Origin of the sequence: Sphingomonas sp. Sphisp66 (assembly GCF_047324325.1) — a bacterium.
Lineage (GTDB): Bacteria > Pseudomonadota > Alphaproteobacteria > Sphingomonadales > Sphingomonadaceae > Sphingomonas.
Window position 1 is genome coordinate 843310 of sequence record NZ_CP168508.1, and the last position, 25265, is coordinate 868574.

The window sequence follows — 25265 nt, forward strand, 5'->3', positions numbered from 1 at the left end:
TCGAAGACGCGCCAAGGCGCGTCACTTTCAAGTCTGGGCCCCGGCCTTCGCCGGGGAAAGAAGAGGAAGAAGGACGCCTCTCCTGGATCAATCCGGGATGTAGAAGCTCCACAGGTCGCTCTGCAGCTTGTGCGCGGCGAAGCGGACCGGGCGGGTCTTCGGGCCGATCTCGCAGACCATGTGCGACAGCACGTCCACCGGCACCATCGGATCGGGCAGGCGGACGGTCTCGGCGTTGATCCAGCGCCATTCCTCATGCCAGACGCGGTGGTTCTGGATGGTCAGATTGTCGCCCTTGCGCCCGACGTGCAGATGCCGCCAGCCCATATGCTGCCTCTTCGAATGGTCCCTATCCCGATATTATAGGGGACAGGGACCCGGCGAAGCGGCGTGGCGGCGGGATTATTTGCTCCGCAGGCCGGTGACGGTGAGCCCCGGCGTGATGAACTCGATATCGGTCTTCAGGTGGAGCAGGCGCAGGCCCGGCTGCTCGAGCGCGCGGGCAAGGGCTGGGGCGAATTCCCCGGTCCGCTCCACGGTCTCCGCCCAGCCGCCATAGGCGCGGGCGAGCGCGGCGAAATCGGGGTTCTTCAGCGCCGTGCCCGACAGGCGCGCGGGATATTCGCGCTCCTGATGCATGCGGATCGTGCCATAGGTGCCGTTGTCGACCAGGATGACGATCAGGCCGGCGTCATGCTGGACGGCGGTGGCGAGCTCCTGGCCGTTCATCATGAAGTCGCCGTCGCCGGCCAGCGCGACCACGGCGCGGTCGGGGAAGCGGATCGCGGCGGCGACCGCGGCGGGCACGCCATAGCCCATCGCCCCGGCGGTGGGGGCGAGCTGCGAGGGGTGCGCGGCATAGGGCCAGTAGCGGTGCCACCAGCTCGAGAAATTGCCGGCGCCGTTGCAGATGATCGTGTCCGCCGGCATCGCTTCGCGCATCGCCGCGACGCACTGGCCGAGGTCGAGCGCCACGCCGTCGCGGGGCCTGGGGGTGGACCATTCGAGCCATTCGGCATGCGCCTGCGCCGCATCGAAGCTCGGCAGCTCGACGTCTTCCTCGGCCGCCAGTGTGACCGCGAACTCGAAGGGGCGCGCGCAGATCGGCAGATCGGCGAAATAGACGCGGTTGAGCTCGTTCGGGTCCGGATGGACATGGACCAGCTTCTGGCCGGGGTGCTCGGGGGTGATCAGCGTATAGCCGTCGGTCGTCGCCTCGCCGAGGCGCGCGCCGACCACGAGCAACAGGTCGGCATCCTTGATCCGCTGGACCAGCTTCGGGTTCGGGCCATAGCCGAGATTGCCGGCCCAGACCGGGGAGGTGTTCGGGATCGCATCCTGGCGGCGGAAGGCGCCGGCCACGGGCAGGGCGATCCGCTCGGCGAACTTCGCGAAGTCCTCGCCCGCCTCGGCATCCCAGCCGGCACCGCCGACGATCGCCACCGGGCGCTTCGCTTCGGCGAGCAGCGCGAACATCTGGTCGAGGTCATAGGCGTCGGGCGCCTGGATCGGCGGGGCGATCTCGGGGCGGTCGACCGCCTCGACCACGTCGCACAGCATGTCCTCGGGCAGCGCGATCACCACCGGGCCGGGCCGGCCTGAGGTTGCCACCGCAAAGGCGCGGGCGACATATTCGGGGATGCGGCGGGCATCCTCGATCCGCGTCGCCCATTTGGCGATCGGGCCGAAAAAGGCGGGGAAATCGACTTCCTGGAAACCCTCGCGGTCGCGCATCGAGCGGTCGACATCGCCGATGAACAGGATCATCGGCTGCGAATCCTGCATCGCGACATGCACGCCGATCGAGGCATTGGTCGCGCCCGGGCCGCGGGTGACGAAGGCGACGCCCGGCCGCTGCGTCATCGCGCCGTCGGCACAGGCCATGAAGCCGACCCCGCCTTCCTGGCGGCAGGTCACCACATCGATCTGCGGCACGTCGTGCAGCGCGTCGAGCACGGCGAGGAAGCTCTCGCCCGGCACGTGGAAGATACGGTCGCAGCCTTGCGCGACCAGATTGTCGACGAGGATCCGGCCCCCGGTTCGTTTCGCGGTCATGCTGCCTGTCTAGCGAGGCGATGCGGCGAGACCAACCCGTGCGATCGTTACTGGCGTATAGGCTGCGGCAATGGCGCGGCGCTATTCCTGGATCCTGCTTTCGCGCCAGCCGGGCGGTATGCGCCAGGAAATGGCCTGGTCGTAGCGGCCCTCGGTCGGCTGACCCTGGGCATCGCGGGCCGGTTCGAAGCGCATGCCTCGCGACAGGACCAGGCAGGTGCGATCGTCGAGAAGCGCGAAACCGCTGGAACGGACGACCGTGCAGTCGCTGGGGCGGCCCTTCGCCGATATTGTCAGGCGGACGGTGACGTCGCCCTGCTGATTGTCGCGGATGGCGGGGCCGAGATAATCGTCGAACGAGACCGCCGGCCGGTCCCGCGCGTACTTGGGCGGTGTCACTGCCGGGCGGCCCGAGCCTGGGTCCTGCGCGGCGACGAGGGAGGCGCAATGATTGACCCGCGCGGGACGTGCGGACCATGTGCCTTGCGCGAACCGGGCGAACGGCGCCGTCTCGCCGTCCCGGGTTGCCGCAAGCGTGTGATCTTCCCAAAGGCGCGCCGCCCGCGCTTCATCGATCGGGATGGAAACGCCGCGCCAGCCGCGCGGGCCGGCAAAGCCCGTTGCCTCGAACAGCGCCCCGTCCTTTTCGCGCCCCTCGAGCGAGAGGCGGATGCGATAGGGCCGCCCGGGCTTGAAGCGCCATCCCTTGCCGCTCAGCCGGATCATGCTGAGCGGCCTTTCGACCCGGAACGCGAAGTGCGTGGTGGCGCCCTTCCCATCGATCCGATGTGCTGTGCAGCCCGTGGCGTCGCGTTCGATGTCCCAGACGTCGAAGCTTGCCCAGTGCGCCTGCGCGAGCGCGGAACCGGGGAGCGCGAGAGCGATGGCCAACGCCGGAAGGGCCGGAGAGCGCATGCCGGTATCCTGCGCGCCGCCGCGCTGCCGGTCAATCGCGCGACTGGACCGCTTCGGAGGCGCTTGATAGGCCTGCGCCAATCGGAGGGGAGCCCCATGCTCATCATCGGCAACCATGTCTCGCCCTATGCGCGCAAGGTGTTCGTCGCGCTCGATCACAAGGGCGTCGACTATGAGATGGATCCGATCGTGCCCTTTTACGGCACCGAGGACTTCACCCGGGTCAGCCCGCTGCGCCGCATCCCGGTGCTGATCGACGGCGAGCTGGTCCTCAACGATTCGACCGTGATCGCCGAATATGTCGACGAGCGCTGGCCCGAGCCGCCGCTGATGCCCAGGTCACCCGCCGACCGGGCTCGGGCGCGATGGATGGAGGAATTCGCCGACAGCCGGCTGGGCGACCTGATCATCTGGCGACTGTTCTACCAGCGCACCATCGTCCCCTATGTCTGGAAGCGCGAGCCCGATCATGCGCTGATCGAGCGCGTGACGACCTGTGACCTGCCAGAGGCGCTCGACTGGATCGAGGCGCGGGTGCCGGCGGACGGCTTCCTGTTCGACCATGTCTGCACCGCCGACTTCACCTATGCCTGCTTCTTCCGCAACGCCTCGCTCGCCGGATTCGAAGTCGATGCCGGGCGATGGCCGCGCACCGCCGGCTGGCTCGAGCGGGTGCGGGCGGTGCCGGCGTTCGCGGGCACGATGCGGCTCGAGGCGGCGATTTTCGGCGTGCGCTCGGCGGACCGTGCCGAGGCGCTGCGTGCGGCGGGCGCGCGTGTAGCCGAGAAGAGCTATGGCGACCGGACGCCGCAGCGCTCGATCATGCTCGACGACGGGCCGGCCGGCTGAGATCCGCTCAGATTTCCTCGGTGAAGGTCTCGACCGTCACTTCGAAGCTGGGGATCTTCGCCCAGTCGGCGCGGCGCGAAACCAGGGTCTCGCCCGATACCATCGTGACCGAATATTCACGCCCCTTGCGGTCGCGGAACTGGCTGGCCGGCGAATCCCACTGGCAACAGGCATGCTTCAGCCGGTTGAGCTTCACGGTGCGGACCAGGTAAGCCTCGACCGCGGCGGCATGGCTTCCCGCGACGCGATAGGTCGCCACCAGCGGCTTGCCCTGGCGATCGGACGCATAGCTGCACCCGGCATAGTCAAGATTTGCCGGCTTGCGGCCGGCCTGGGCGAGGAAATCGCCACAGCCCTTCTCTGCCTGGGGCGAGGCCGGTGCCGGGGATTCGGGCGCGGAGGCGGCTGCGGTGCAGGCGAGCAGGGCAAGCGCGAGGAGCGGCGCCGCGCGCTTCACTTGCGTACCTCCAGCGTGCCGACCAGCTTGCCCTTCGATCCGGGCACCCGGTGCGAGATCAGATATTCGTACAGCGCGCTCCAGCGCTCGAGTTGGTGGACGGTCACGCAACCCTCCGACAGATGCCCGACATGGATATAGCGGCTGCTGTTGGTGGTCGAGCCCATCAGCCCGATCGGGAACCACACATCATTGCCGACCATGCCCGGCGTCGCGCCGACATAGCCCGCCGTGGAGATCGCCTTGTGCGAATAATCCGGGCCCAGGATGTTGTGCTTTCCCGGGGTGATCGGCTGATAGCTGCTGTTCCAGACGCTGTTGAGCGTGACCTGGGCGGTCTGGGTGCCGAAGCTCAGCGTCGCCCATTGCTGGGTGAGCTTGCCCTTGAAGCGCGAATTCTCTTCCGCGGGGGCGCCGCCATATTGGACGATCAGCGATGCCGTGCCGCCCGGGCCGGTGTCGGAGAGGTATCTGGCGGCGTTGGCGCTGGTGAGCGATGCTTCCTCGCCGACCGAGACATAACCATCGGCAATGGTGAAGTAGGTGCGCCCGCCATTCTCGCGAAGATTGGTAACGCGCGTGTATTCGCACAGCGATGCCAGCGATCCGCCTCGGGTAAGTCGGACAGAAAGCCAGCCGGAAGCTTCGGCCCGCCGCGTGAACTTGTCTGCCATCTACGCATCCTCTTTACCGGTGCGCACGGAGTCTGGCCGCGCGGCACGAGGATAGGCAGCGTATCTTTTCGACTTCGTGTCAGCCAAGCCGGAAAAGAAAAAGGCCGCGCGAACTTGCGTCGCGCGGCCTCTTTTTTCGGATCAAGCGATCAGAATCGAACGCCGACGCCCGCGACGACCTGGTCGCGGTTCAGGTCGATCTTCTCGTAGCGCGAGTAGCGATACTCGACCTTGCCGAAGAAGCGGCCGAAATTGCGCTCGACGCCGGCACCCAGACGGTAGCCGTCGTTGTTGATGCCGTCGTCGCCGAAGCTGACGCGGGCGTTGGTGTAGCCGGCCTTGCCGTACAGCAGCGTCGAGCCGCCGACGACGACACCGGCGCGGGCGCCGACATACAGGTCACGGCCGGCTTCCACGCCACCTTCCTTGGTGGTCGCGCCGGTGATCTCGGCGTCAGCGCCGATCACGATGTTGTTGAACTGCTTGTCGTAGCCGATGGCGCCGCCATAGACGAAGCCCGAACGGCCGTTACCCTCGGAGCCGACATGATCCCAGCCGCCTTCGGCTTCGATGCGCGGGCCGCTGAACGCGGTGTTGTCCTGCGCGAAAGCGGGGGCTGCGGTGGCTGCCACGAGGGCGAGCGCGGACACTGCGAGAATTCGCATTATATTTCCTACCTTTGGACTTATTTACTCAGGTTCGGATGGCCATCCGGGGCTCTAAGTAGGCCTCCGATTCCGCAGTGCAATATGGCAATTTAATTACAAACCGGCCGTGTTGCCTTTGTGCCACACCCGCGTTTTCGATCATGTTCTGTTCAGGTTGGTTGGAAGCTGCGCGTGCTCCCTTGCGACGCGTGACGGGCTTGCTAGCATGCGGCCATGGGGGAACAGCTGACAGCCTTTGCCGGGGTGGCCATCGTCTTTGGCCTCACCTTCCTGTTGATGCGGGCGATGTGGCGCCAGATGCGCCGGGTCAACGCACATACCGCCGCCGAGAGCCGACGCCGCGCGGAGGCGGAGGAGGAACGCCGCGGTCGCGCGCCGACCGAGCGCTGGGACGAAGGGCAGGGACGCTACGTCCCCACCGAAGGCGATCCCAATGAGGAACTGATCCGCCAGGGTTCGCGCGCCCGCTCCAACCCCTGGCCGTACGACCCCTGAGCGCGGCGGCTTCGCCCCGAAGTTGAAAGTCGGTTCAGGTTCGCTTGACCGGAGCTTCCGCCCCGGACTATCGCCCCGGGCGAAGTCAGGAGAGAATCGCCGATGAAGAAGCTCTATCCCAACGCAGAAGCAGCGCTGGAAGGGCTGCTGTTCGACGGCATGACCATCTGCGCGGGCGGTTTCGGCCTGTGCGGCATTCCCGAGCGGCTGATCGACGCGATCCGCGATGCGGGCACCAAGGACCTCACCATCGCCTCGAACAATGCCGGCGTGGACGGCGAGGGGCTGGGCAAGCTGTTGCGCACCCGCCAGGTGAAGAAGATGATCTCGTCCTATGTCGGCGAGAACAAGGAATTCGAGCGCCAGTATCTGAGCGGCGAGCTCGAGGTGGAATTCTGCCCCCAGGGCACGCTGGCCGAGCGCTGCCGCGCCGGCGGCGCGGGCATCCCGGGCTTCTACACCAAGACCGGCGTCGGCACGCTGGTCGCCGAGGGCAAGGAAGTGAAGGTCTTCGACGGCGAGGAGTATATCCTCGAGCGCGGCATCCGCAGCGACCTGTCGATCATCAAGGGCTGGAAGGCCGATGAGAGCGGCAACCTGATCTTCCGCAAGACCGCGCGCAACTTCAACCAGCCGATGGCGACGGCGGGCAAGATCTGTGTCGCCGAGGTCGAGGAAGTGGTGCCGGTCGGCAGCCTCGATCCCGACCAGATCCACCTGCCGGGCATCTATGTGAAGCGGCTGATCGTCGGGTCGCCCTACGACAAGAAGATCGAGTTCCGGACGACCCGGCCCCGCGAGGCGGCGTGAGCCGAGCGCTGGCGATAGCCGGTCTGGCGCTTGCCGCGACCGGGCTTTCGGGCTGCATCGCCGCGGCGGTGCCGCTCGCGGCCGCGGCCGGCGTGGTCAAGACCACGCAGGACAAGGGGAAGGGCGGCAAGCCCCGGCGTGGGCAGGACAAGCCGCAGCCGCAGTCGCAGGGCCCGTCGCCGGGCGAGCAGGCGCTGGCGCTGATGCCCGCCCCGGCGCCGACCCCCGTGGCGCCGCCGCCGGGCACGGTGCCGCCCGAGATGCAGTTCCTCTATGGCTCGGGCGAGGCCACGGCGCTCAGCCTCCAGGCCTATGCGGCGCTGTGGAATTACATCCATGGCGACCTGCGCTTCCGCCGCGACCGCAGCAAGATCAGCTCGGTGGTGATGACGCGCGATTCGACGCTGACCTCGCCCAAGTTCGACACCTGCGGCAAGCGCCCGCTCGCCGTGGTGTTCGACGTCGACGAGACCGTGCTGCTCAACCTCGGCTTCGAGAGCGACGCGGCGCGGCGCGGGCCGGGCTATGACCAGGGCCGCTGGACCCGCTGGGAAGAGACCGGCGCCGACAAGGTGGAGGCGGTGCCCGGCGCTGCCGAGACGATCGCCGCGCTCCGGGCCGATGGCATCACCGTGATCTACAACACCAATCGCTCGGCGAGCACCGCGCCCTTCACGATCGAGGCGCTCAACAAGGCCGGGCTCGGCCCGGTGATGCTGGGCGACACGCTGATCCTGCGCGACGACGCTGCCCCCAGCGGCAAGGACGAGCGGCGCTGGAAGATCGCCGAGCGCTACTGCATCGTCGCGATGGGCGGCGACCAGCTGGGCGATTTCAGCGACCTGTTCAACGCCAGGGACCTGTCGACCCCGGCGCGGCGCAACACCACCAGCAACACGCTGATCGCCCCGCTATGGGGCCGCGGCTGGTTCATCCTGCCCAACCCCGTCTACGGCAGCGGCCTGAAGGGCGGGATGGACGACGTGTTCCCCAAGGACAAGCAATGGGCCGATCCGGCCGAGGAGAAGAAGTAATGGCCTGGACCCGTGACGAGATGGCGGCGCGCGCCGCGAAGGAGCTGCAGGACGGCTTCTACGTCAATCTGGGCATCGGCATCCCGACGCTGGTGGCGAACCACATCCCGGCGGGGGTCGAGGTGACGCTCCAGTCGGAGAACGGCATGCTCGGCATCGGCCCGTTCCCCTATGACGACGAAGTCGATCCCGACCTGATCAACGCCGGCAAGCAGACGATCAGCGAGCTGCCCCAGTCGGTCTATTTCGGCTCGGAGCAGAGCTTCGCGATGATCCGCGGCGGCCATATCGACCTCACCGTGCTCGGCGCGATGGAAGTGAGCGAGACGGGCGACATCGCCAACTGGATGATCCCCGGCAAGATGATCAAGGGCATGGGCGGCGCCATGGACCTGGTCGCCGGCGTCAAGAAGATCATCGTGGTGATGGAGCACAACTCCAAGGACGGCGCGCCCAAGTTCGTGCCGGGCTGCGACCTGCCGCTCACCGGCAAGAACGTGGTCGACATGATCATCACCGATCTCGCCGTGTTCCAGCGCGCCGATCATGATTCGCCCTTCCGGCTGGTCGAGCTGGCGCCGGGCGTCAGCGAGGCCGAAGTCGCGGAGAAGACCACCGCGGCCTACGAAGTGGCGCTCGCCACCGCCTGACCCATTGCAGGTTTCGGCGCATGGCTTCGGCCAGCTGCGCCGAAACCGGACAGGGCACGCCCGAGATGGATGCGAATTAATATTTCAACGGCTGGCGGGGTTGGAAGCAAAGGCGTAGCTTCCAGCGATGCTAGCCTGGTTCCGCCGCCGTTATCTCGACCTGCTGGGCTCGATTTACATCTATAACGAGCACCGGGGCTATACGAGCATCGACCGGGTGCTCGAGGCGGTGAAGGCGCGTGCGCCCGACGATCACGCGCTGATCGCCGCGATCGAGAAGCACCGCGCCGACGAGCGCAAGCATTATGTGATGTTCAAGCGCTGGTTCGAGCTGCAGGGCCGCATGCCGCTCCAGGTCGACCGGACCTGCGGCCATATCGACCGGTTCGTCGAGATCATGTTCCGCCACACGATCGACGAGCTCGATACCCAGCGGATCATCGCCGAGGACGACCAGTTCGAGAAGCTGTGCCGGGTGATCTCGCTCACCGAGCAGCGCGGGCACAAGCAGGTGGAGATCCTGCTCCGCCATCCGCTCGTCACCGGCGACAAGGTGCTGATGAAGATCTTCCGGATCATCGAGAAGGACGAGCCGAGCCACTGGGCGCCCTATGACGGCTGGCTGAAGGCCAATGGCAAGCGCGACCCGAAATGGTGGGAGCGCGGGATCGACAGCTTCATCCATTCGGAACTGCTGTTCCTCAAGCTGCCCGTGCTGTTCCTGAACTTCGGGGTGAAGCGGCGCACGGAGTGGCAGGACGCGCATGAGCCGGCGGAGGGGAAGGCTTCGCCGGTGCCGGTGCTGGGCTAGGCTAAAGCCCCTCCCCTTCAGGGGAGGGGTTGGGGTGGGGCCTGTCCGCGTGTTCCGGTCTCGGTGAGACACTTCCCCACCCCCAACCCCTCCCCTGAAGGGGAGGGGCTTTCGACACCGCTATGCCTCGGGCATATCCACCCCATGCGCATCCTCCTGACAGGCTCGTCCGGCTGGCTCGGCCGCTTCCTCGCGCCCATGCTGCGCGCCAAGGGACACATCGTCACCGGCCTCGACGTCGCCCCCGGCGCGGACACCGACGTGCTCGGCTCGGTCGCCGACCGGAAGCTTATCGACCGGATCTTCGCCGAGCGCGGGATCGAGGCGGTGATCCATGGCGGCGCGCTGCACAAGCCGGACATCGCGCGCTATCCGGCGCAAGCGTTCGTCGACGTCAACGTCACCGGCACGCTCAACCTGCTCGAGGCGGCGGCGAGGGCGGGGCACGACCGGTTCGTCTTCACCTCCACCACCTCGCTGATGATCAGCCAGGCGATCCGCGACGAGGCGGGCGACGCGGCGGTGTGGCTCGACGAGAATTCCGGCCCGCTCGAGCCGCGCAACATCTACGGCGTCACCAAGCTTGCCGCCGAGCAGCTCTGCCGGCTGGCCTGGCTGAATGACGGGCTCAACTGCATCGTGCTGCGCACCAGCCGCTTCTTCCCCGAGGAGGACGATACCCACCGCGCGCTTTCGGGCGAGAACATGAAGGCGAACGAGCTGCTCCACCGCCGGCTCACTGTGGAGGATGCTGCCCGCGCCCACCTGTTGGCGCTTGAAAAGGCTCCGGAAATCGGCTTTGACCTGTTTATAGTATCGGCACCGACGCCGTTCAGCCGGAGCGAGTGTTCCGAGATCAAGATCGATGCCCCGGCAGTAATCGCGCGCCATTTCCCCGATGCGGAACAGTTATACCGTATGAATAACTGGGAATTACCCAGGGGTATTGGCCGCGTATACGACGCCGCCCTTGCCGAGCGGAGACTCGGCTTTCGGTGTGAGACCGGGTTCGCTGAAGTTCTGGATGCGCTGCGCGCGGGGAGGCCACTGCCTTTCGCGCATGATCCGGCTTACATCTCGCCCAAGGAAGACGCGGCCACGGCATGACTTGCCCGAAGCTGCTAAGTGTATTAGTGGCATAATACACTACTGACTTGGGAAGTTCTCAGATGCGTTGGATCGTTCGCGGACTGGCCGTGCTGGCCGGCCTTGTCGTGCTGTTGCTTGCCGTCGTCTATGGTGGCTCGGAGTGGATCATCCGCACCGGGCACAAGGCGCCCGATATCGCCGTCACGGTGCCGAAGGACGCCGCCTCGGTTGCCGAGGGCGGCCGCCTGGCGAACATCGTGATGTGCCGCGACTGCCATGCCGGCAATGGCGAGGGGAAGATACTGTTCTCGGTGCCGCTGGTCGGCACGGTGGCGCCGCCGCCGCTCGCCGAGATGGCTGCGAAGATGAGCGATGCCGAGCTCGCCCGGGTGATCCGCTACGGCGTGAAGCCCGACGGCAGCTCGACCTTCATCATGCCCAGCCATTCGCTCGGCCGCATCGCCGATGACGATCTCGGCAGGATCATCGCCTGGATCCGCAGCCTCAAACCCGGCCCGCAGGATAGCAAGGTGAAGACCGGCTTCGGGCCGATGGGGCGCTTCCTGCTGCTCACCGGCGCGCTGCCGCCGATGGCGACGGCCAGCAATGTCTCGGTGGCGAAGCGCCCCGCCGATATCGGCCGCTATTATGTCGGCGTCGCCTGCCAGGCCTGCCACAAGCTGCACGAGGACAGCGTGATGGAGGACGGCAAGACCAAGGTGCCCGCGCTGGCGCCGGTCGCCGCTTCCTATGATCCCGCCGCCTTCCGCAAGCTGATGCGCACCGGTCAGGGCATGAGCGGGCGCGACCTGGGGCTGATGGGTGTGGTCGCCCGGGTCGGCTTCACCGCCTTCACGGACAGCGAGATCGCCGCGGTGCAGGCCTATCTGAAGGGCGAGGCTGCGAAGGCGAAATAGCGTTCGTCGCGACCGTGTAACCAAACTGCGCTCTGCATCGCACCCGGAGATCCGGGGGGAATCCGATGCGGAGCGTGGTCAAGCTGTTCGAGGCGCTGGTGGCGATCGCCGTCATCCTGACGGCGGGCGTGTTCGTCGGCTCGGAATGGATCCTTCGCCGCCCGCACGATGTGCCGAATGACGTGGTCGCGATCCCACGCGACTCAACCTCGCTCGCCGAGGGCGCGCGGATCGCCCGGCTTGCGGGCTGCCGTGGCTGTCACGGACCGAACGGCGAGGGCGCGGTCTGGTCGAGCGACCGGCTGGAGGGAACGGTCGCCCCGCCGGCAATCGTCCGCAAGATCGGGCTCTATTCGGACGCCGAGCTGGTCCGGCTGGTCCGCTACGGGGTGAAGCGCGACGGCAGCACGGTCTTCCTCATGTCGACCACAGCGCTGCGCAACTGGTCCGACGAGGATCTCGGCCGTATCCTCGCCTGGGCGCGCAGCCTTAGGCCCGGCCCTCGGGACTCGCGTGCCGAGACCAGCTTCGGTCCGCTGCCGCGCATCGCCATGCTGAGCGGCGCTTTGTCCGCACGCTATCGCAACACCCGTGTCGCCTCGGTGCGCCGCCCGGCCGAGACCGGACGCTATCTCTACGACGCGATCTGTTCGGCCTGCCATGAGATCGGCGTGCCCATGCCGGTGGAACGCAGCCGCGAGATCGTGCCGGCGCTGGGGCCGATGGCGGCGAGCTATGACCCCGCCGCCTTCCGCCGCCTGCTCCGCACCGGCGTGGGGAGGGGCGGGCGCGACCTCGGCCTGATGTCCGCCGTTGCGACCGAGAGCACTGCGGCGCTCAGCGATGTGGAGATCGCGGCGCTGCATTCCTATCTGAGGGGAGAGGCTGCCAGGCTTGGCCGCGGACCCGGAGAATAGTTCAACTATGCGATGGAAAATTGCACGAACGCTTGCCTGTGCGCAAGAATCGACTAAAGCGCCCGCATGACCGTTCAACCGCGCACCTTGTACGAGAAGATCTGGGCCGACCATGTGGTCGAGCGCCGGGACGATGGAACCTGCCTGATCTATATCGACCGCCACCTAGTGCATGAGGTGACCAGCCCCCAGGCCTTTGCCGGCCTGCGCGCGGCGGGGCGGCCGGTGCGCCGTCCGGACCTAACCCTTGCGGTCCCCGACCATAATTTGCCGACCACGGCGCGCGTCGATGCCGCCGGGCACGAGCTGCCGATCGCCGATGCGGCGAGCGCCGGCCAGCTCTCCGCGCTGCGCTCGAACGTCGCCGAGTTCGGCGTGCCCTATATCGACGCGCTCGATGCGCGGCAGGGGATCGTCCATGTCGTCGGCCCCGAGCAGGGCTTCACCTTGCCGGGCACGACCCTGGTGTGCGGCGACAGCCATACCTCGGCGCATGGCGCGCTGGGCGCGCTCGCCTTCGGCATCGGCACCAGCGAGGTCGAGCACGTCCTCGCCACCCAGACGCTGCTGCTGAAGCAGTCGAAGACGCTGGAGATCCGCGTCGATGGCACGCTCGGCTTCGGGGTCACGCCCAAGGACGTGGTGCTGGCGATCATCGGCAGGATCGGCGCCGCCGGCGGTACCGGCTATGTCATCGAGTTCACCGGCGAGGTGATCCGCGCCATGTCGATCGAGGGGCGGCTGACCGTCTCGAACATGTCGATCGAGGGCGGCGCCCGCTCTGGCCTGATCGCGCCGGACCAGACGACGTTCGATTATATCAAGGGCCGGCCGATGGCGCCCAGGGGCGAGGCATGGGAGCGTGCGGTTGCCTATTGGAAGACGCTGCCGACCGATGCCGGTGCGGCGTACGACAAGAGCGTGATCCTGCAGGCCAGCGACATCGCGCCCTCGCTCACCTGGGGCACCAGCCCCGAGGACGTGGTGCCGATCACCGGCAGCGTGCCCGATCCCGAGAGCTTCGAGGATCCCGCCAAGCGCGTCGCCGCGCAGAAGTCGCTCGATTACATGGGCCTGACGCCCGGCATGCGGATGGAGGATGTGGCGATCGAGCATGTCTTCATCGGCTCGTGCACCAACAGCCGGATCGAGGACCTGCGCGCCGCCGCCGCGGTGGTGAAGGGTCATCATGTCGCGGACCGCATCCGCCAGGCGCTGATCGTGCCGGGCTCCGGCCTGGTCAAGCGCCAGGCCGAGGCCGAGGGGCTCGACCGCATCTTCCTCGAGGCGGGCTTCGAATGGCGCGAGCCCGGCTGCTCGATGTGTCTCGCGATGAATCCCGACAAGGTCCCCGCCGGGGAACGTTGTGCTTCCACCTCGAATCGAAATTTCGTAGGAAGGCAGGGTCCGGGGGCGCGGACGCACCTGCTTTCGCCGGCCATGGCGGCGGCGGCGGCGATCCGGGGGCGCCTCACCGATGTCAGGGAGCTGATGTCGGCGGATGCGTGAGGGGATGAAGTATGAAGCGGGCGCTGGTGGCGTTGATTGCAAGCACGGTGCTTTGCGGGCTGGCGGCAGGATATGCCGCGACCGGCAAGGGCATGGAAGCGAAGGCGGAGACTGCAGCCGCCCGCTGATCCGGGAGGTTGTGTAAAGTGGAAGCCGTTCGCAAGGTCGAGGGGCGCGCCTATCCGTGGGGCGCCAAGAATATCGACACCGACATCATCATCCCGGCGCACTGGCTGAAGACCACGACGCGCGAGGGACTGGGCAAGGGCGCCTTCGAAAGCGTGCGCGCGCAGCCCGGCAATGTCTTCGACGACGAACGCTATGCCGGCGCGCCGGTGCTGGTCGCCGGCGACAATTTCGGCTGTGGATCGAGCCGCGAGCATGCCGCCTGGGCGCTCGCCGACCTGGGCATCAAGGCAGTGATCGCGCCGAGCTTCTCGGACATCTTCTCGGGCAACGCCTTCAAGAACGGCATCGTGCCGGTGGTGCTGCCGCAGGACGCCGTGGACCGGCTGGTCGAGGTGGCGAAGACCGACGAGATCACCGTCGACCTCGAGACGATGACCGTCACCACCCCCTATCAGGACCGCTTCGCCTTCGAGCTCGACGCCTTCCGCCGCCAGTGCCTGATGGAAGGGCTGGACGAGATCGGCCTGACGCTGGCACAAGATACCGCGATTTCGAAATTCGAATCCGGGATGGCGCAAAGCCGCCCGTGGATCGCGGTGGAGACGGCGAATGAAGGCACTGCTCTCGAAGCAACCGGGCGGACCTGACACTCTAATCCTGGAGGAGGTCGCCGATCCGGCGGCGGGCAAGGGGCAGGTGGTGGTGGCCGTGAAGGCCTGCGCGATCAACTATCCCGACTTCCTGATCATCGAGGACAAATACCAGTTCAAGCCGCCCCGGCCGTTCGCGCCGGGCGGCGAGATCGCCGGCGTGATCGAGAGCGTGGGCGAGGGCGTCACCGGCTGGGAAGTCGGCGACCGGGTGATCGCGGTGACCGGCCATGGCGGGCTGGTCGAGAAGATCGCGATCGAGGCCTTCCGCCTGTTCCGCCTGCCCGAGGGCCGCAGCTTCGAGGAAGGCGCGGCGCTGCTGCTCACCTATGCGACGACGATCCACGCGCTGCTCGACCGCGGCCATCTGCGCGAGGGGCACAATTTGCTCGTGCTCGGCGCGGCGGGCGGCGTCGGGCTGGCGGCGGTCGAGCTCGGCAAGGCGTTCGGCGCACGGGTGATCGCGGCGGTCTCGTCGGAAGAGAAGGCAGCGGCGGCGAAGGCGGCGGGGGCGGACGAAGCGCTCGTCTATGGCCGGGCACCGTTCGACAAGGACCAGTCCAGGGCGCTGGCCGAGCAGTTCAAGGCGGCGCTGGGGCCGCAGGGCGCCGACGTGATCTACGATCCGGTCGGCGGCGACTATGCCGAGCCGGCGCTGCGCGCGATCGGCTGGGAAGGGCGCTACCTCGTGGTCGGCTTTCCGGCGGGCATCCCCAAGCTGCCGCTCAACCTGACCCTGCTCAAGAGCTGCGACGTGTGCGGCGTGTTCTGGGGCGCCTTCGCGGCACGCGATCCCCAGGCCAACCAGGCGCATGTCGAGCATCTCTTCCGCCTCTGGGCCGAGGGCCGGATCGCGCCCAAGGTGACCGAGACGTTTGCGCTGGCCGATGCTGGCCAGGCGATCGCCAAGATGGCGGCGCGCCAGGTGATCGGGAAGGTCGTGGTGACGGTCTAAAAGCCCCTCCCCTTCAGGGGAGGGTTGGGGTGGGGCCTGTAAGCCTCACCTAGCGAATAGCACGCGGACATGCCCCACCCCCAACCCCTCCCCTGAAGGGGAGGGGCTTTCCTCTGCTTGCCCTATGCCCATCGCCCCCCTATCTCCGCACCAAACGCCATATAGGGGACCATGATGACGACTTTCGACGATCGCGAACGGGCATTCGAGGCGAAGTTCGCGCGCGACGAGGACATGGCCTTCCGCGTCACGGCTCGCCGCAACAAGCTCGTCGGCCAGTGGGCCGCCGCGCAGATGAAGCTCACCCCCGAAGAGACCGACGCCTATGCCAAGGCGGTGGTTCAGGCCGATTTCGAGGAAGCGGGCGACGAGGACGTGGTCCGCAAGCTGCTCGGCGACCTGCTCGCCGCCGGCATCGAGACCGATGACGCCACCGTGCGCCGCGCGCTCGAGGAGCAGGCTGTCGAGGCCCGCCGCCAGCTGATGGGCGAAGCCTGATGCCGATGGCGGCCAGCGAGATCGAGGACCTGATCAAGGCCGGCATCCCCGATGCCCGGGTCGAGATCACCGATCTCGCCGGTGACGGCGATCATTATGCGGCGCGGGTTGTCGCGCCGATGTTCAAGGGCATGCCGCGGGTGCGCCAGCACCAGGCGGTCTATGCCGCGCTCGGCGGGCGCATGGGCGGCGTGCTCCACGCGCTCCAGCTCACCACCGAAGCGCCTGTCGAGGAGTAAGACCAAGTGACCGACGACACCCAGGCCCGCATCCAGCAGCTGGTCGACAGCAACGAAGTGCTGCTGTTCATGAAGGGCAGCCCGCTGTTCCCGCAATGCGGCTTCTCCAGCCGCGCGATTGCGATCCTCAACCATCTCGGCGCCGAGTTCGAGAGCGTCGACGTGCTCCAGGACCAGGGCATCCGCCAGGGGATCAAGGAATTCTCCGACTGGCCCACCATCCCGCAGCTCTATGTGAAGGGCGAGTTCGTGGGCGGTTCGGACATCATGATGGAAATGTACGAGAGCGGCGAGCTCGCCCAGCTCCTCGCCAAGGACGCTGCGGCCTAACGCACCGCGCAGGACGCGCCCGCCGCGACGAAGCGATACCGCACCGTCGCGGCGCCGCGCGCGCCCCGGAAGCGCATTGTGTCCACTGCCGTATCGAGGCAGCGTTGCGCGCCTTCAAGCCATAGGTCCACGGGCTTCCCCGCCGGATGGCACTGCGCCCTGAGCGCGCCTTCATGGCAGAGGCGGAAGCCGCTCGGCACCGCGACTCTCGCCGACCAGCCCTTGCGGGGTGCCTCGATCGTTCCCGGCGGCGGCACGGCCGGCGCGGCGGAAGCCCGAGCGGGGGCGGCGGCGAGACCCTTCACTTGCCGCGCGAGATCATTGTAGCGATCGCCGAACCAGCCGGTCAGCGTCACCCGGTCCTTCTGCGCGGCAAGGATCACCGCCTCGTCTTCCGCATTGAGCGGCTTGCCGGCTTCGAGCTTGCGCCGGATCGTGCGCAGCTGCTCCGCACGCTCGGCATTGGCCCGCTCGAGCCTGAGCCGCTCGATCCTGGCGAGTTCCTCGTCCTGCGGCCGCCCGGCACGCAGCCAGGCGGGGACGCCGAGCGCGGCCAGCATGCGCTCGGGCACCAGCATGTTGCCCAGCGCGATCAGCAGCGCGCCGAGCGGCAGGGCGACGAACAGCGCCTGCTCGGCCTTGGGCGAGAGCCGCCCGAACATCCAGCTCGCCAGCAGCACGAACGGCGCCAGCACCAGGAAGGGCAGGGAGGCGCCGAGCGAGCGGTCGCCCGGCGCCAGCGCGAAGAGCAGCAGCGGCACGAGCAATGCGAGCAGCAGGCGGCCGAGGAGCCGGGCATAGCCGATCACCGCCGCTCCGGCGTCGCCCATGCGGCGCTGCGCGGCATGGGCGACGCCGCCGCCGACCAGCAGCAGGCCCGCCAGATGCGCGGGCTGGAGAAAGGCCCAGGCGGCACCAAGGCCGACCAGGGCGATCAGCGCATAGTTCATCCAGGCCAAGCCCCAGGCACGGAACAGGGCGCCGAGCAGCAGGATCAGGATCAGCGCGACGACGGCCAGGATCACGCGGCGGTGCAGCCGCGCGACCGAAACGCCGGCGGCCTCGATCGCCTCGCCCGCCTCGGTGCGCACCGTGCCGGCCAGCTTCATCGCGCCGGTCTTCGCCGAGCGCGCCAGCCGCGAAAGCCGTCCCTCCCGCGATTGGCTCGCCGATGTGGTGACCTCGGTGCGCGAGTCGGTCATGCATGCCCCCTTGGGACATCTGCATAAACCAGCAGGCAAGCGAGGCGAATAGCTTGTTTGCCTTGCATGACGTCATGGCTGCACGCCGCCATGCATCTGGCGTCGTGACGTCACTCTGTCGATTTGTCTGGAGAACCCGGGTCGGGTGGGTCGACGCGAGACCGGGGAAGTAGCGGTCGACCCACCCTGGAATGAAGCGTTGAACGCTTGGGGTGCCTTATACTTTGCAGCCTGCGTGCCAGTTTGCACGAACCGCAGATTTGCGTGGGTTTCGCTGGTTAGCGGATTTTAACCGGGCCCCGCACTTGTAAGCCATTCCGACAGTTTCGGGCTCTCTTCTCCTTTCGTCGTCATCCCGCGCAGGCGGGGATCCAGAGCCAAGGTGACGTCGCTTGCGACCCTGGATCCCCGCCTGCGCGGGGATGACGATGGGGAAGCTGTCAGATTCCGTTCAGCCAGCGTTCACTCGCTTGACTACAGACGTAATCGTGACGATTACAGGCGTAGTCATTCAAGAGGGACCCTGATGACGGAACGGATCAGCGACGCAGAGCACGCCGTGATGGAAGTGCTGTGGGAGGAGTCGCCGCTCACCGCCCAGGAAGTGGCCGAGCGCGTGCCCGCCGAGCGCGGCTGGAGCGCCAACACGGTCAAGACCCTGCTCGGGCGCCTGCTCGCCAAGAACATCATCGCGCACCAGGAAGAGGGGCGCCGCTATCTCTATCGCCCGCTGGTCGTGCGCGGAGACTATGTCGCCGGGGAATCGCGCAAGCTGATGGACCGGCTGTTCGGTGGCCGGCTCACCCCGCTGGTCGCCCATCTGGCCGAGCGCGACCAGCTCACCGACCAAGACATCGCCGAGATCGAGGCCCTTCTGAAGGAGCTGAAGCAATGAGCGGCTGGATCGTAGAGACCTTCATCGCGAGCACGCTGCTGATGCTGCTGGTGCTCGTCCTGCGCGCGCCCGTCCGCAAGGCGTTCGGTCCGCAAATGGCCTATGCGCTCTGGGCGATGCCGGTCATCCGGATGCTGATGCCGCCTTTGCCCGGCGACTGGACGCTCACCAGCCTGATCGCGCCTTTCGTCCGCGAGGCGGACGTGCCGGGGATCGTCACCGGGGTGATCAAGCCTGAGGCGCTGCCTGCCGGGATCGACCAGAACGCCGTCACCATCGTCGAGCTGGGCACGGCGGGCCATGCCGCCCCGGCGGCGCTGGTCGCGCCCACCTATGCCGCGAGCGGCCCCAGCCTGCTGATCCTGGGTCTCGGCCTCTGGGCGATTGGCGCGCTGGCCTTTCTCGCCTGGCACCTGATCGCGCATCGCCGCCACTGCGCCCGGCTGCTCAAGGCCGCCCGCATCGACCGCACCATCGCCCAGGGCAAGGTGCATGTGATCGAGACCGACGCGGTGCACGGCCCGCTCGCCTTCGGGGTGCTGCGCAAATACGTCGCCTTTCCGTGCGACTTCCACGAGCGCTACGACGAGCAGGAGCGCGACCTCGCGCTGGCCCATGAGCTCGGCCACCATGTCCGCGGCGATCTGATCGCGAACTGGGTCGCCCTGTTTGTCCTCGCCATCCACTGGTTCAATCCGGTCGCCTGGAGGGCCTTCCGCGCCTTCCGTGCCGACCAGGAAATGGCCTGCGACGCCCTGGTGCTCGCCGGCCGCGCCCAGGCACTGCGCCATGCTTATGGCCGTGCGATCGTCAAGTCCGCGCATGGGGGTGCGGTCTCGGCGGCATGTCACTTGCACACGATCAACGAAGTCAAAGGGAGGCTCCGCATGCTTTCGAAGACCCACAAGAATTCCCCCGCACGTCTCGCCGCCGGCCTGGTCGGCACCGGCGCCCTCGGCCTTGCCGCGCTCGGCCTCACCGCCTCGGGCACCCAGGCCGCCGAGACCATCAAGGTGAAGGTGGAGAAGGTCACCGGCTTGAACCTGAGCCAGGACGTGCCGGCACCGCCCGCGCCGCCGGCCTCGCCCTCGGCCGCCGTGCCTGCCGCGCCGGCGGCACCGGCCGCCGCGCCGGAAGCGCCCGAGGCGCCGGCCAGGGTCCATGTCTATCGCGTCACTGAGGACGGCAAGGGCAAGGACAAGGACGGCAAGCGCGTCACCAGGATCGTGATGGTCCATGCCGACGGCAGCAAGACCGAGAGCGAAATGCCGGACCTCGCTGCGATCCAGGCCCGTCTGCCCGAGATCCGCAACGACAAGTGCGCCGAGACCGCGGACGGCAAGCCGGTCGTCGAGAAGTTCGAGCGCGACGGCAAGAAGGTCATGATCATCTGCTCGAACCGGATCGAGAAGATCGCGATCAACGCCGAGAAGATGTCGTTCGAGGCCAAGAAGGTCGGCATGCGCTCGGCGATGATGGGCCTGCGCATGTCCCGCCACGCGATCGAGAACCAGATGGATCTCAGCCCCGAGCAGCGCGCCAAGGCGCTCAAGGGCATCGATGAGGCGATCGCCGAGGTCGAGAAGGGCACTGCCGACGCCGACAAGTAACCATGGAGGGGAAGGGCGTTCGTCAAAAAGCCCCTTTCACGAACGCCTTTCGACGGGGCCGGCCGATCTCCTTCCGGCCGGCCCCGTTTCATGTGACAGGCTTGCGCTGCGGCGCGGCAAAGGCCATCTCGGGGTCATGGACATCCCCGCGGACGCTCCGACCGGCCTGGCCATGACGCTGGATCCGCTGGTCACCCGGATCCTGGCGCCCAATCCCTCGCCCTTCACCTATACCGGCACCCAGACTTATCTGGTGGGCACCACCGAGCTTGCCGTGATCGATCCGGGCCCGGACGATCCCGAGCATCTCGACGCGCTGGTCGCCGCGATCGCTGGGCGCAAGCTGCTCGCGATCCTCTGCACCCACACCCACCGCGACCACAGTCCGGCCGCCGCGCCGCTCAAGGTGCTGACCGGCGCCCAGGTCATCGGCTGCGCGCCGCTCAGCCTCGCCGATGCCGGCCCGCGCGCCGACGCCGCCTTCGACACCGGCTATGCGCCCGACCGGGTGCTCGAGGATGGCGAGCAGCTGTCCGGCCCCGGCTGGACGCTCACCGCCGTCGCCACCCCCGGCCACACCTCCAACCATCTCTGCTTCGCGCTGGAGGAGACCGGTGGCCTGTTCAGTGGCGACCATGTCATGGGCTGGTCGACCACCGTGGTCGCGCCGCCCGATGGCGACATGGCCGCCTATATGCGCAGCCTCGACAAGCTGATGGGCCGTGAGCAGGATCGCATCTATTTCCCCGCGCACGGCGAGCCGATCGAGCGGCCGCATCGCTTCGTGCGCGGGCTGATCGGCCACCGCAAGCAGCGCGAGGGGCAGATATTGCGCCTGCTCAGGGCCGGGACCGGCACGGTTCCCGCGATGGTCGAGCGCATGTATGCTGGGCTCGACCCGCGGCTCAACGGCGCGGCCGGGCGATCGGTGCTCGCGCATCTGATCGATCTCAGGGACCGGGGGCTCGTCGGCGAGGAGGGTGACGCTTGGAAGATGGCGTGAAGCGGGGCGGGGGCTGCCTCAAGCTGTTCGGCGTGACGCTCACCATCGTGCTGGCGGTGGTGCTGGTGATGGGCGCCGGCTTCTGGTTCCTTGGCAACACGATCAAGCAGCAATTCGCCGGCCCGACGCCGGAGACGGTGGCGCAGGCGAGCCTGCAGGGGCTGCGCGAGCAGAACCGCCTGTCCGCCTTCGCCGCCAAGTTCGTCGCGGTGGTCACCTCGAAGCAGAGCCAGCTCGGCCTCACCGCGCAGAAGACGATGATCATGCCGGGCAGCGTCCGCTACGAGGTCGACCTGTCGAAGCTCCGCCAGGAGGATGTCCGCTGGGACGCCACGAGCAAGCGCCTGACCGTCCGGTTGCCCGCGGTCGAGGCGATGGGGCCGGACGTCGATCTCGACCAGGTCCGCCAGTACGACAATGGCGGCATCCTGCTCTCGGTCACCGATGTCGGCGGCAAGCTCGACGATGCCAATCGCAAGGCCGGCCAGCAGGAGCTGCTCCGCCAGGCCCAGTCGGGCCCGTACATGCGCATGGCCCGCGACGCGACCCGCCGCGCGGTCGAGCGCAGCTTCGCCATGCCGCTGCGCGCCACCGGCATCGCCGCCGATGTCGAGGTGCTCTTCCCCGACGAAGCCAACCGCCCGACCGAGCGCTGGGACGAATCCCGCCGGCCCGAGGACGTGATCGCCAACAAGTGGTGAGGCGATTCTCCCTCTCCCCGCTGGCGGGGAGAGGGTAGGGGAGAGGGGCAAGGGCGACCCGTCCCGACATGCCCCTCTCCCGGCCCTCTCCCCTGAAGAAGAGAGGGAGAAGTGTTGCCATTCCGCCCCGAAACGCGATAGCTTCGCAAATTCGCAGGTTCATCATCTGGGGGGACTGAACATGGCGACGATTGCCGAACCGATTCCGCGCGCGCGGCGCGACCGCTTCTTCCTGATCCTGTCGCTCGCGATGATCGCGGTGATCGTCGGCGGCTTCTCGCTCAACCTGGCGATGGGCCGGTCGAGCTTCGCCTTGCCGCTGATCTACCACCTCCATGCGCTGGTCTTCATCGGCTGGATCGCGATCTTCCTTGCCCAGAACCTGCTGGTCGCGACCGAGCATGTCGCGCTCCACCGCCGGCTCGGCTGGATCTCGGTGGCCTGGGTGCCGGCGATGGTGGTTATGGGCATGGCGATCACCGTCTATTCGGTGCGCCATCACGGTGGTCCGCCCTTTTTCGACCTGCCCGAATTCCTGTTCGGCAACCCCGCCGGGCTGTTCTGCTTCGCCGGGCTGGTGTTCGCCGCCGTCTCGAAGCGCGGGCAGCCGGACTGGCACCGCCGGCTGATGCTCTGCTCGATGGCGGTGATCACCGGGCCGGGCTTCGGGCGCATCCTGCCCGTGCCCTTCATGATCCCCTGGTCCTGGCCGGTCGCGGCGCTGCTCGCGCCGGCGCTCTTCCCGCTGATCGGCATGTTCGTCGACGTGAAGCGCAGCGGCCGGGTGCATCCCGCCTGGATCTGGGGGCTGGGCGTGATGACCGGCAGCTTCCTGCTCGCCGAGGCGATCGCCTTCTCGCCGATGGGCGAGGGGATCACCCGCATGGTCGTGGCCGGATCGCCGGGGGCCGATCGCCCCTTCGCCGCGCATTGGCCGCCCATTCAGCCTTGAACCTGCGCCTCCGCCGCGCCATGTGCGGCGCGGGCAAGGGAGTTTTGAGGCATGGACGCGCGCAACGGCATCGGTGGGAGCCTGGCCGGGCTCGATCTCCGGGCGGAGATCGATCGGCTGCGCAAGGAGCGCAACGCGGTCATCCTCGCGCATTATTACCAGAAGCCCGAGCTGCAGGACCTGGCCGATTTCGTCGGCGATAGCCTCGACCTCAGCCGCAAGGCCGCCGAGACCGATGCCGAGGTGATCGCCTTCTGCGGCGTGCGCTTCATGGCCGAGACCGCCAAGATCCTGTCGCCCGACAAGATCGTCGTGCTGCCCGACATGAATGCCGGCTGCAGCCTCGAGGACAGCTGCCCGCCCGAGCAGTTCGCCGCCTTCCGCGCCGCGCACCCGGACCATATCGCGCTGACCTATATCAACTGCTCGACCGAGGTGAAGGCGCTCAGCGACATCATCGTCACCAGCTCCTCGGCCGAGAAGATCCTCGCCCAGATCCCGCCCGAGCAGAAGATCATCTTCGGGCCGGACCGCAACCTGGGCGGCTATCTCAAGCGCAAGATCGGCCGCGACATGCTGCTGTGGCCGGGCGTGTGCATCGTGCACGAGGCGTTCAGCGAGACCGAGCTGCTCAAGCTCAAGGCACAGCACCCCGGCGCCCCGGTCGCCGCGCATCCCGAATGCCCGCCGCACGTGCTCGACCATGCCGATTATGTCGGCTCGACCCGCGGCATCCTGGAATTCTCGCAGGCCATGGACGGCGACACGCTGATCGTCGCGACCGAGCCGCACATCATCCACCAGATGCAGAAGGCGATGCCGGGCAAGAACTTCATCGGCGCGCCCGGTGCCGACGGCAACTGCAACTGCAATATCTGCCCGTACATGGCGCTCAACAACCTGGAGAAGCTCTACCTCGCGCTGCGCGACCTCACCCCGCGCATCGAGATCGAGGAAGGGCTGCGCCTCCAGGCCAAGAAGAGCCTCGACCGCATGCTCGACATGGCGAGCGCCACGGTGGGCATGGGCGACCTGGGCGCGATCGGCGGGGACCCGACCAAGGGGGATTGAGGCATCCGTTCCCCTCCCTGCAAGGGAGGGGCTAGGGGTGGGTTAGAAAAGGCCGGGATCGATGCCCGGCCTTTTCTTTTCTCCGCCGCGCGTCGCTGGGCTAGCTAAGCTCGCGACCCCCCCCCGCCCCCTCCCTTTCAGGGAGGGGAGTGAGCAGGCTCACCGCCACTCCGGCTGGATCGCCATCTCCGCCGAATAGAAGGTCACATATTGCGCCAGCCGCGGCGTGTCGGTCCGGTTCGGGCTGGCGCCGTGCGGCAGGTCGTGCCGCCAGATGATCAGGTCGCCGGCGCCCGCCGCCACGCGCACCGCCCGGCTGCTCAGATCGACCTTGCGCGGATCGGCGCCGCCCAGCGACTCCAGCCATGCCGCCAGTCCGTGGTGGAAGCCGGGCACCAGCTCGAACGCGCCCTGGTCCTCCGCCGTATCCGTCAGATAGAGCACGCCCAGCATCCCATAGGGGATCGGCGGGATCAGGCTCACGTCCCAGTGCAGCCGCGGCGAGGTGAAGCCGCGATTGGCCGCCAGCGGCGCGTTGAAGCTCATCCGGTCGACATGCGGCCACAGGTCGCTGGTGCCCCAGAGCTGGGCAAAGGCCTTGTGGACGCGGGCCGAGCGCCGCACCGCGTCGAGCGCCGGATGCTGGAAGCGCTGGACCATCATCCCCTGGCCGCGCTGCGAATGCCAGGTCGCCGGATCGGCGGGGTCGCCGCCTATCGTCTCCCAGAGCAGGTCGGCGGCGGCCGCCGCTTCCGCCGGCGTGATCGCGCCGCGCAGGATCACATAGCCCTGAACCTCCCAATGGGCGAGGTCCCCGGCATCCAGCGCGTCCGGCATCGCATCGATCGCGGCGAGCCGCGCGGCGATGGCAGGTGGCGGCGGGGCGCCGTCGAGCATTGCGTGATAGCGCGCGATCACCAGCGGGTCGGGCCGGCCGGCGGTGGCGAGGATCCAGTTGCAGAAGCCGGCGAAATCGCACGGCCCCTCGTTGAAGAAGCTGGCCGTCTGCTCGATCCCCAGCCCCAGTGCGTCGAGCAGGATATTGTCCGCCATCCACTCCTCGGGCGGGGAAGGACGGAAGTGCGACTGCCGCTCCCAATATTCATGGAGGCGGCGGACCTTGGGAAAGGGCAGGGGTTCAGCATCGGCCATGGCCTATCGATGGCCCGGCAGGCGGGGT

Annotated in this window: 29 protein-coding genes; 21 read left to right on the plus strand and 8 right to left on the minus strand. The window is 67.7% G+C overall.

Translation table 11 applies throughout. The features are described from left to right. Nucleotides 1–87: 87 nt before the first annotated feature. The 3 genes from ACEN8G_RS04230 to ACEN8G_RS04240 form a co-directional block, all read right to left on the minus strand. Nucleotides 88–327 (minus strand): hypothetical protein, encoded by a 240-nt coding sequence (locus ACEN8G_RS04230; RefSeq protein ID WP_307118192.1) that lies wholly within the window; start codon nt 325–327, stop codon nt 88–90. A gap of 75 nt (nt 328–402) precedes the next feature. After that, on the minus strand, nt 403–2055 hold the full coding sequence (locus ACEN8G_RS04235; RefSeq protein ID WP_413417779.1) for a thiamine pyrophosphate-binding protein: 1653 nt from the start codon (nt 2053–2055) through the stop codon (nt 403–405). A gap of 81 nt (nt 2056–2136) precedes the next feature. Next, nucleotides 2137–2970, minus strand: a complete 834-nt coding sequence (locus ACEN8G_RS04240; RefSeq protein ID WP_413417777.1) for an energy transducer TonB — start codon at nt 2968–2970, stop codon at nt 2137–2139. Nucleotides 2971–3066: 96 nt separating this feature from the next. On the opposite strand from ACEN8G_RS04240, the gene ACEN8G_RS04245 reads away from it, so the two are divergent. After that, nucleotides 3067–3819 (plus strand): glutathione S-transferase family protein, encoded by a 753-nt coding sequence (locus ACEN8G_RS04245; RefSeq protein WP_413417775.1) that lies wholly within the window; start codon nt 3067–3069, stop codon nt 3817–3819. A 7-nt stretch (nt 3820–3826) separates the two neighbouring features. Here ACEN8G_RS04245 and ACEN8G_RS04250 read toward each other — a convergent pair whose 3' ends face one another. The 3 genes from ACEN8G_RS04250 to ACEN8G_RS04260 form a co-directional block, all read right to left on the minus strand. Further along, nucleotides 3827–4276, minus strand: coding sequence for a DUF4952 domain-containing protein (locus ACEN8G_RS04250; RefSeq protein ID WP_413417773.1), 450 nt, complete (start codon nt 4274–4276; stop codon nt 3827–3829). Beyond that, nucleotides 4273–4950, minus strand: coding sequence for a hypothetical protein (locus tag ACEN8G_RS04255; RefSeq protein ID WP_413417771.1), 678 nt, complete (start codon nt 4948–4950; stop codon nt 4273–4275). The genes ACEN8G_RS04250 and ACEN8G_RS04255 overlap by 4 nt, the downstream gene beginning before the upstream one ends. 149 nt (nt 4951–5099) lie before the next feature. Next, nucleotides 5100–5615, minus strand: a complete 516-nt coding sequence (locus ACEN8G_RS04260) for an outer membrane protein (protein ID WP_413417769.1) — start codon at nt 5613–5615, stop codon at nt 5100–5102. Nucleotides 5616–5831: 216 nt separating this feature from the next. Here ACEN8G_RS04260 and ACEN8G_RS04265 point away from each other — a divergent pair, with 216 nt between their 5' ends. The 14 genes from ACEN8G_RS04265 to grxD all read left to right on the plus strand — a co-directional run bounded on the left by ACEN8G_RS04265 (nt 5832) and on the right by grxD (nt 16651). Continuing rightward, nucleotides 5832–6113, plus strand: a complete 282-nt coding sequence (locus tag ACEN8G_RS04265) for a hypothetical protein (protein WP_413417767.1) — start codon at nt 5832–5834, stop codon at nt 6111–6113. Nucleotides 6114–6215: 102 nt separating this feature from the next. After that, a complete protein-coding gene (locus ACEN8G_RS04270) occupies nt 6216–6923 on the plus strand; it encodes a CoA transferase subunit A (RefSeq protein ID WP_413417765.1) in 708 nt (235 codons plus the stop codon). After that, nucleotides 6920–7957, plus strand: a complete 1038-nt coding sequence (locus ACEN8G_RS04275) for an HAD family acid phosphatase (RefSeq protein WP_413417763.1) — start codon at nt 6920–6922, stop codon at nt 7955–7957. The genes ACEN8G_RS04270 and ACEN8G_RS04275 overlap by 4 nt, the downstream gene beginning before the upstream one ends. Beyond that, the gene (locus ACEN8G_RS04280; RefSeq protein WP_413417761.1) at nt 7957–8607 is read left to right on the plus strand and encodes a 3-oxoacid CoA-transferase subunit B; all 651 of its coding nucleotides are present in this window, start codon (nt 7957–7959) and stop codon (nt 8605–8607) included. Before ACEN8G_RS04275 ends, ACEN8G_RS04280 begins: the two co-directional genes overlap by 1 nt. A gap of 127 nt (nt 8608–8734) precedes the next feature. Beyond that, nucleotides 8735–9418 (plus strand): ferritin-like domain-containing protein, encoded by a 684-nt coding sequence (locus ACEN8G_RS04285; RefSeq protein ID WP_413417759.1) that lies wholly within the window; start codon nt 8735–8737, stop codon nt 9416–9418. A 144-nt stretch (nt 9419–9562) separates the two neighbouring features. Continuing rightward, nucleotides 9563–10525: an NAD-dependent epimerase/dehydratase family protein gene (locus ACEN8G_RS04290; protein ID WP_413418863.1), complete on the plus strand. Its 963-nt coding sequence runs from the start codon at nt 9563–9565 to the stop codon at nt 10523–10525. A 62-nt stretch (nt 10526–10587) separates the two neighbouring features. Then, a complete protein-coding gene (locus ACEN8G_RS04295; RefSeq protein ID WP_413418865.1) occupies nt 10588–11424 on the plus strand; it encodes a c-type cytochrome in 837 nt (278 codons plus the stop codon). A 65-nt stretch (nt 11425–11489) separates the two neighbouring features. After that, nucleotides 11490–12341, plus strand: coding sequence for a c-type cytochrome (locus ACEN8G_RS04300; RefSeq protein ID WP_413418867.1), 852 nt, complete (start codon nt 11490–11492; stop codon nt 12339–12341). Nucleotides 12342–12407: 66 nt separating this feature from the next. Further along, the gene (gene leuC, locus ACEN8G_RS04305; RefSeq protein WP_413418869.1) at nt 12408–13850 is read left to right on the plus strand and encodes a 3-isopropylmalate dehydratase large subunit; all 1443 of its coding nucleotides are present in this window, start codon (nt 12408–12410) and stop codon (nt 13848–13850) included. 146 nt (nt 13851–13996) lie between these two features. After that, nucleotides 13997–14626 (plus strand): 3-isopropylmalate dehydratase small subunit, encoded by a 630-nt coding sequence (gene leuD / locus ACEN8G_RS04310; protein ID WP_413418871.1) that lies wholly within the window; start codon nt 13997–13999, stop codon nt 14624–14626. Further along, nucleotides 14589–15584 (plus strand): NADPH:quinone oxidoreductase family protein, encoded by a 996-nt coding sequence (locus tag ACEN8G_RS04315; RefSeq protein ID WP_413418873.1) that lies wholly within the window; start codon nt 14589–14591, stop codon nt 15582–15584. Before leuD ends, ACEN8G_RS04315 begins: the two co-directional genes overlap by 38 nt. 174 nt (nt 15585–15758) lie before the next feature. After that, complete coding sequence (locus ACEN8G_RS04320) at nt 15759–16082, plus strand: DUF1476 domain-containing protein (protein ID WP_413418497.1); 324 nt, start codon at nt 15759–15761, stop codon at nt 16080–16082. Then, entirely contained in the window at nt 16082–16321 is a 240-nt protein-coding gene (locus tag ACEN8G_RS04325) for a BolA family protein (RefSeq protein WP_184169471.1), read from the plus strand. The genes ACEN8G_RS04320 and ACEN8G_RS04325 overlap by 1 nt, the downstream gene beginning before the upstream one ends. A gap of 6 nt (nt 16322–16327) precedes the next feature. Continuing rightward, nucleotides 16328–16651 carry a Grx4 family monothiol glutaredoxin gene (gene grxD, locus ACEN8G_RS04330; RefSeq protein WP_183993931.1) on the plus strand — a complete coding sequence of 108 codons (324 nt, stop codon included), beginning with the start codon at nt 16328–16330 and terminating at the stop codon, nt 16649–16651. Here grxD and ACEN8G_RS04335 read toward each other — a convergent pair. Next, on the minus strand, nt 16648–17853 hold the full coding sequence (locus ACEN8G_RS04335) for a hypothetical protein (RefSeq protein ID WP_413740741.1): 1206 nt from the start codon (nt 17851–17853) through the stop codon (nt 16648–16650). The two genes, grxD and ACEN8G_RS04335, sit on opposite strands and share 4 nt — an antisense overlap. A gap of 526 nt (nt 17854–18379) precedes the next feature. Between ACEN8G_RS04335 and ACEN8G_RS04340 the strand changes: the two genes are divergently transcribed. From ACEN8G_RS04340 to nadA, 6 genes are all read left to right on the plus strand, one after another. Then, nucleotides 18380–18748: a BlaI/MecI/CopY family transcriptional regulator gene (locus ACEN8G_RS04340; RefSeq protein ID WP_307118212.1), complete on the plus strand. Its 369-nt coding sequence runs from the start codon at nt 18380–18382 to the stop codon at nt 18746–18748. Then, nucleotides 18745–20358 (plus strand): M56 family metallopeptidase, encoded by a 1614-nt coding sequence (locus tag ACEN8G_RS04345; protein WP_413418492.1) that lies wholly within the window; start codon nt 18745–18747, stop codon nt 20356–20358. The genes ACEN8G_RS04340 and ACEN8G_RS04345 overlap by 4 nt, the downstream gene beginning before the upstream one ends. Before the next feature lie 136 nt (nt 20359–20494). After that, nucleotides 20495–21361, plus strand: a complete 867-nt coding sequence (locus ACEN8G_RS04350; protein ID WP_413418490.1) for an MBL fold metallo-hydrolase — start codon at nt 20495–20497, stop codon at nt 21359–21361. Further along, nucleotides 21358–22062: a DUF4230 domain-containing protein gene (locus ACEN8G_RS04355; protein WP_413418488.1), complete on the plus strand. Its 705-nt coding sequence runs from the start codon at nt 21358–21360 to the stop codon at nt 22060–22062. Before ACEN8G_RS04350 ends, ACEN8G_RS04355 begins: the two co-directional genes overlap by 4 nt. A gap of 181 nt (nt 22063–22243) precedes the next feature. Next, nucleotides 22244–23014: a hypothetical protein gene (locus ACEN8G_RS04360; RefSeq protein WP_413418486.1), complete on the plus strand. Its 771-nt coding sequence runs from the start codon at nt 22244–22246 to the stop codon at nt 23012–23014. A gap of 51 nt (nt 23015–23065) precedes the next feature. Next, nucleotides 23066–24085, plus strand: coding sequence for a quinolinate synthase NadA (gene nadA / locus ACEN8G_RS04365; RefSeq protein ID WP_413418484.1), 1020 nt, complete (start codon nt 23066–23068; stop codon nt 24083–24085). A 159-nt stretch (nt 24086–24244) separates the two neighbouring features. On the opposite strand, the gene ACEN8G_RS04370 is transcribed toward nadA, so the two are convergent. Next, the gene (locus ACEN8G_RS04370) at nt 24245–25237 is read right to left on the minus strand and encodes a phytanoyl-CoA dioxygenase family protein (RefSeq protein ID WP_413414337.1); all 993 of its coding nucleotides are present in this window, start codon (nt 25235–25237) and stop codon (nt 24245–24247) included. Nucleotides 25238–25265: the final 28 nt, after the last annotated feature.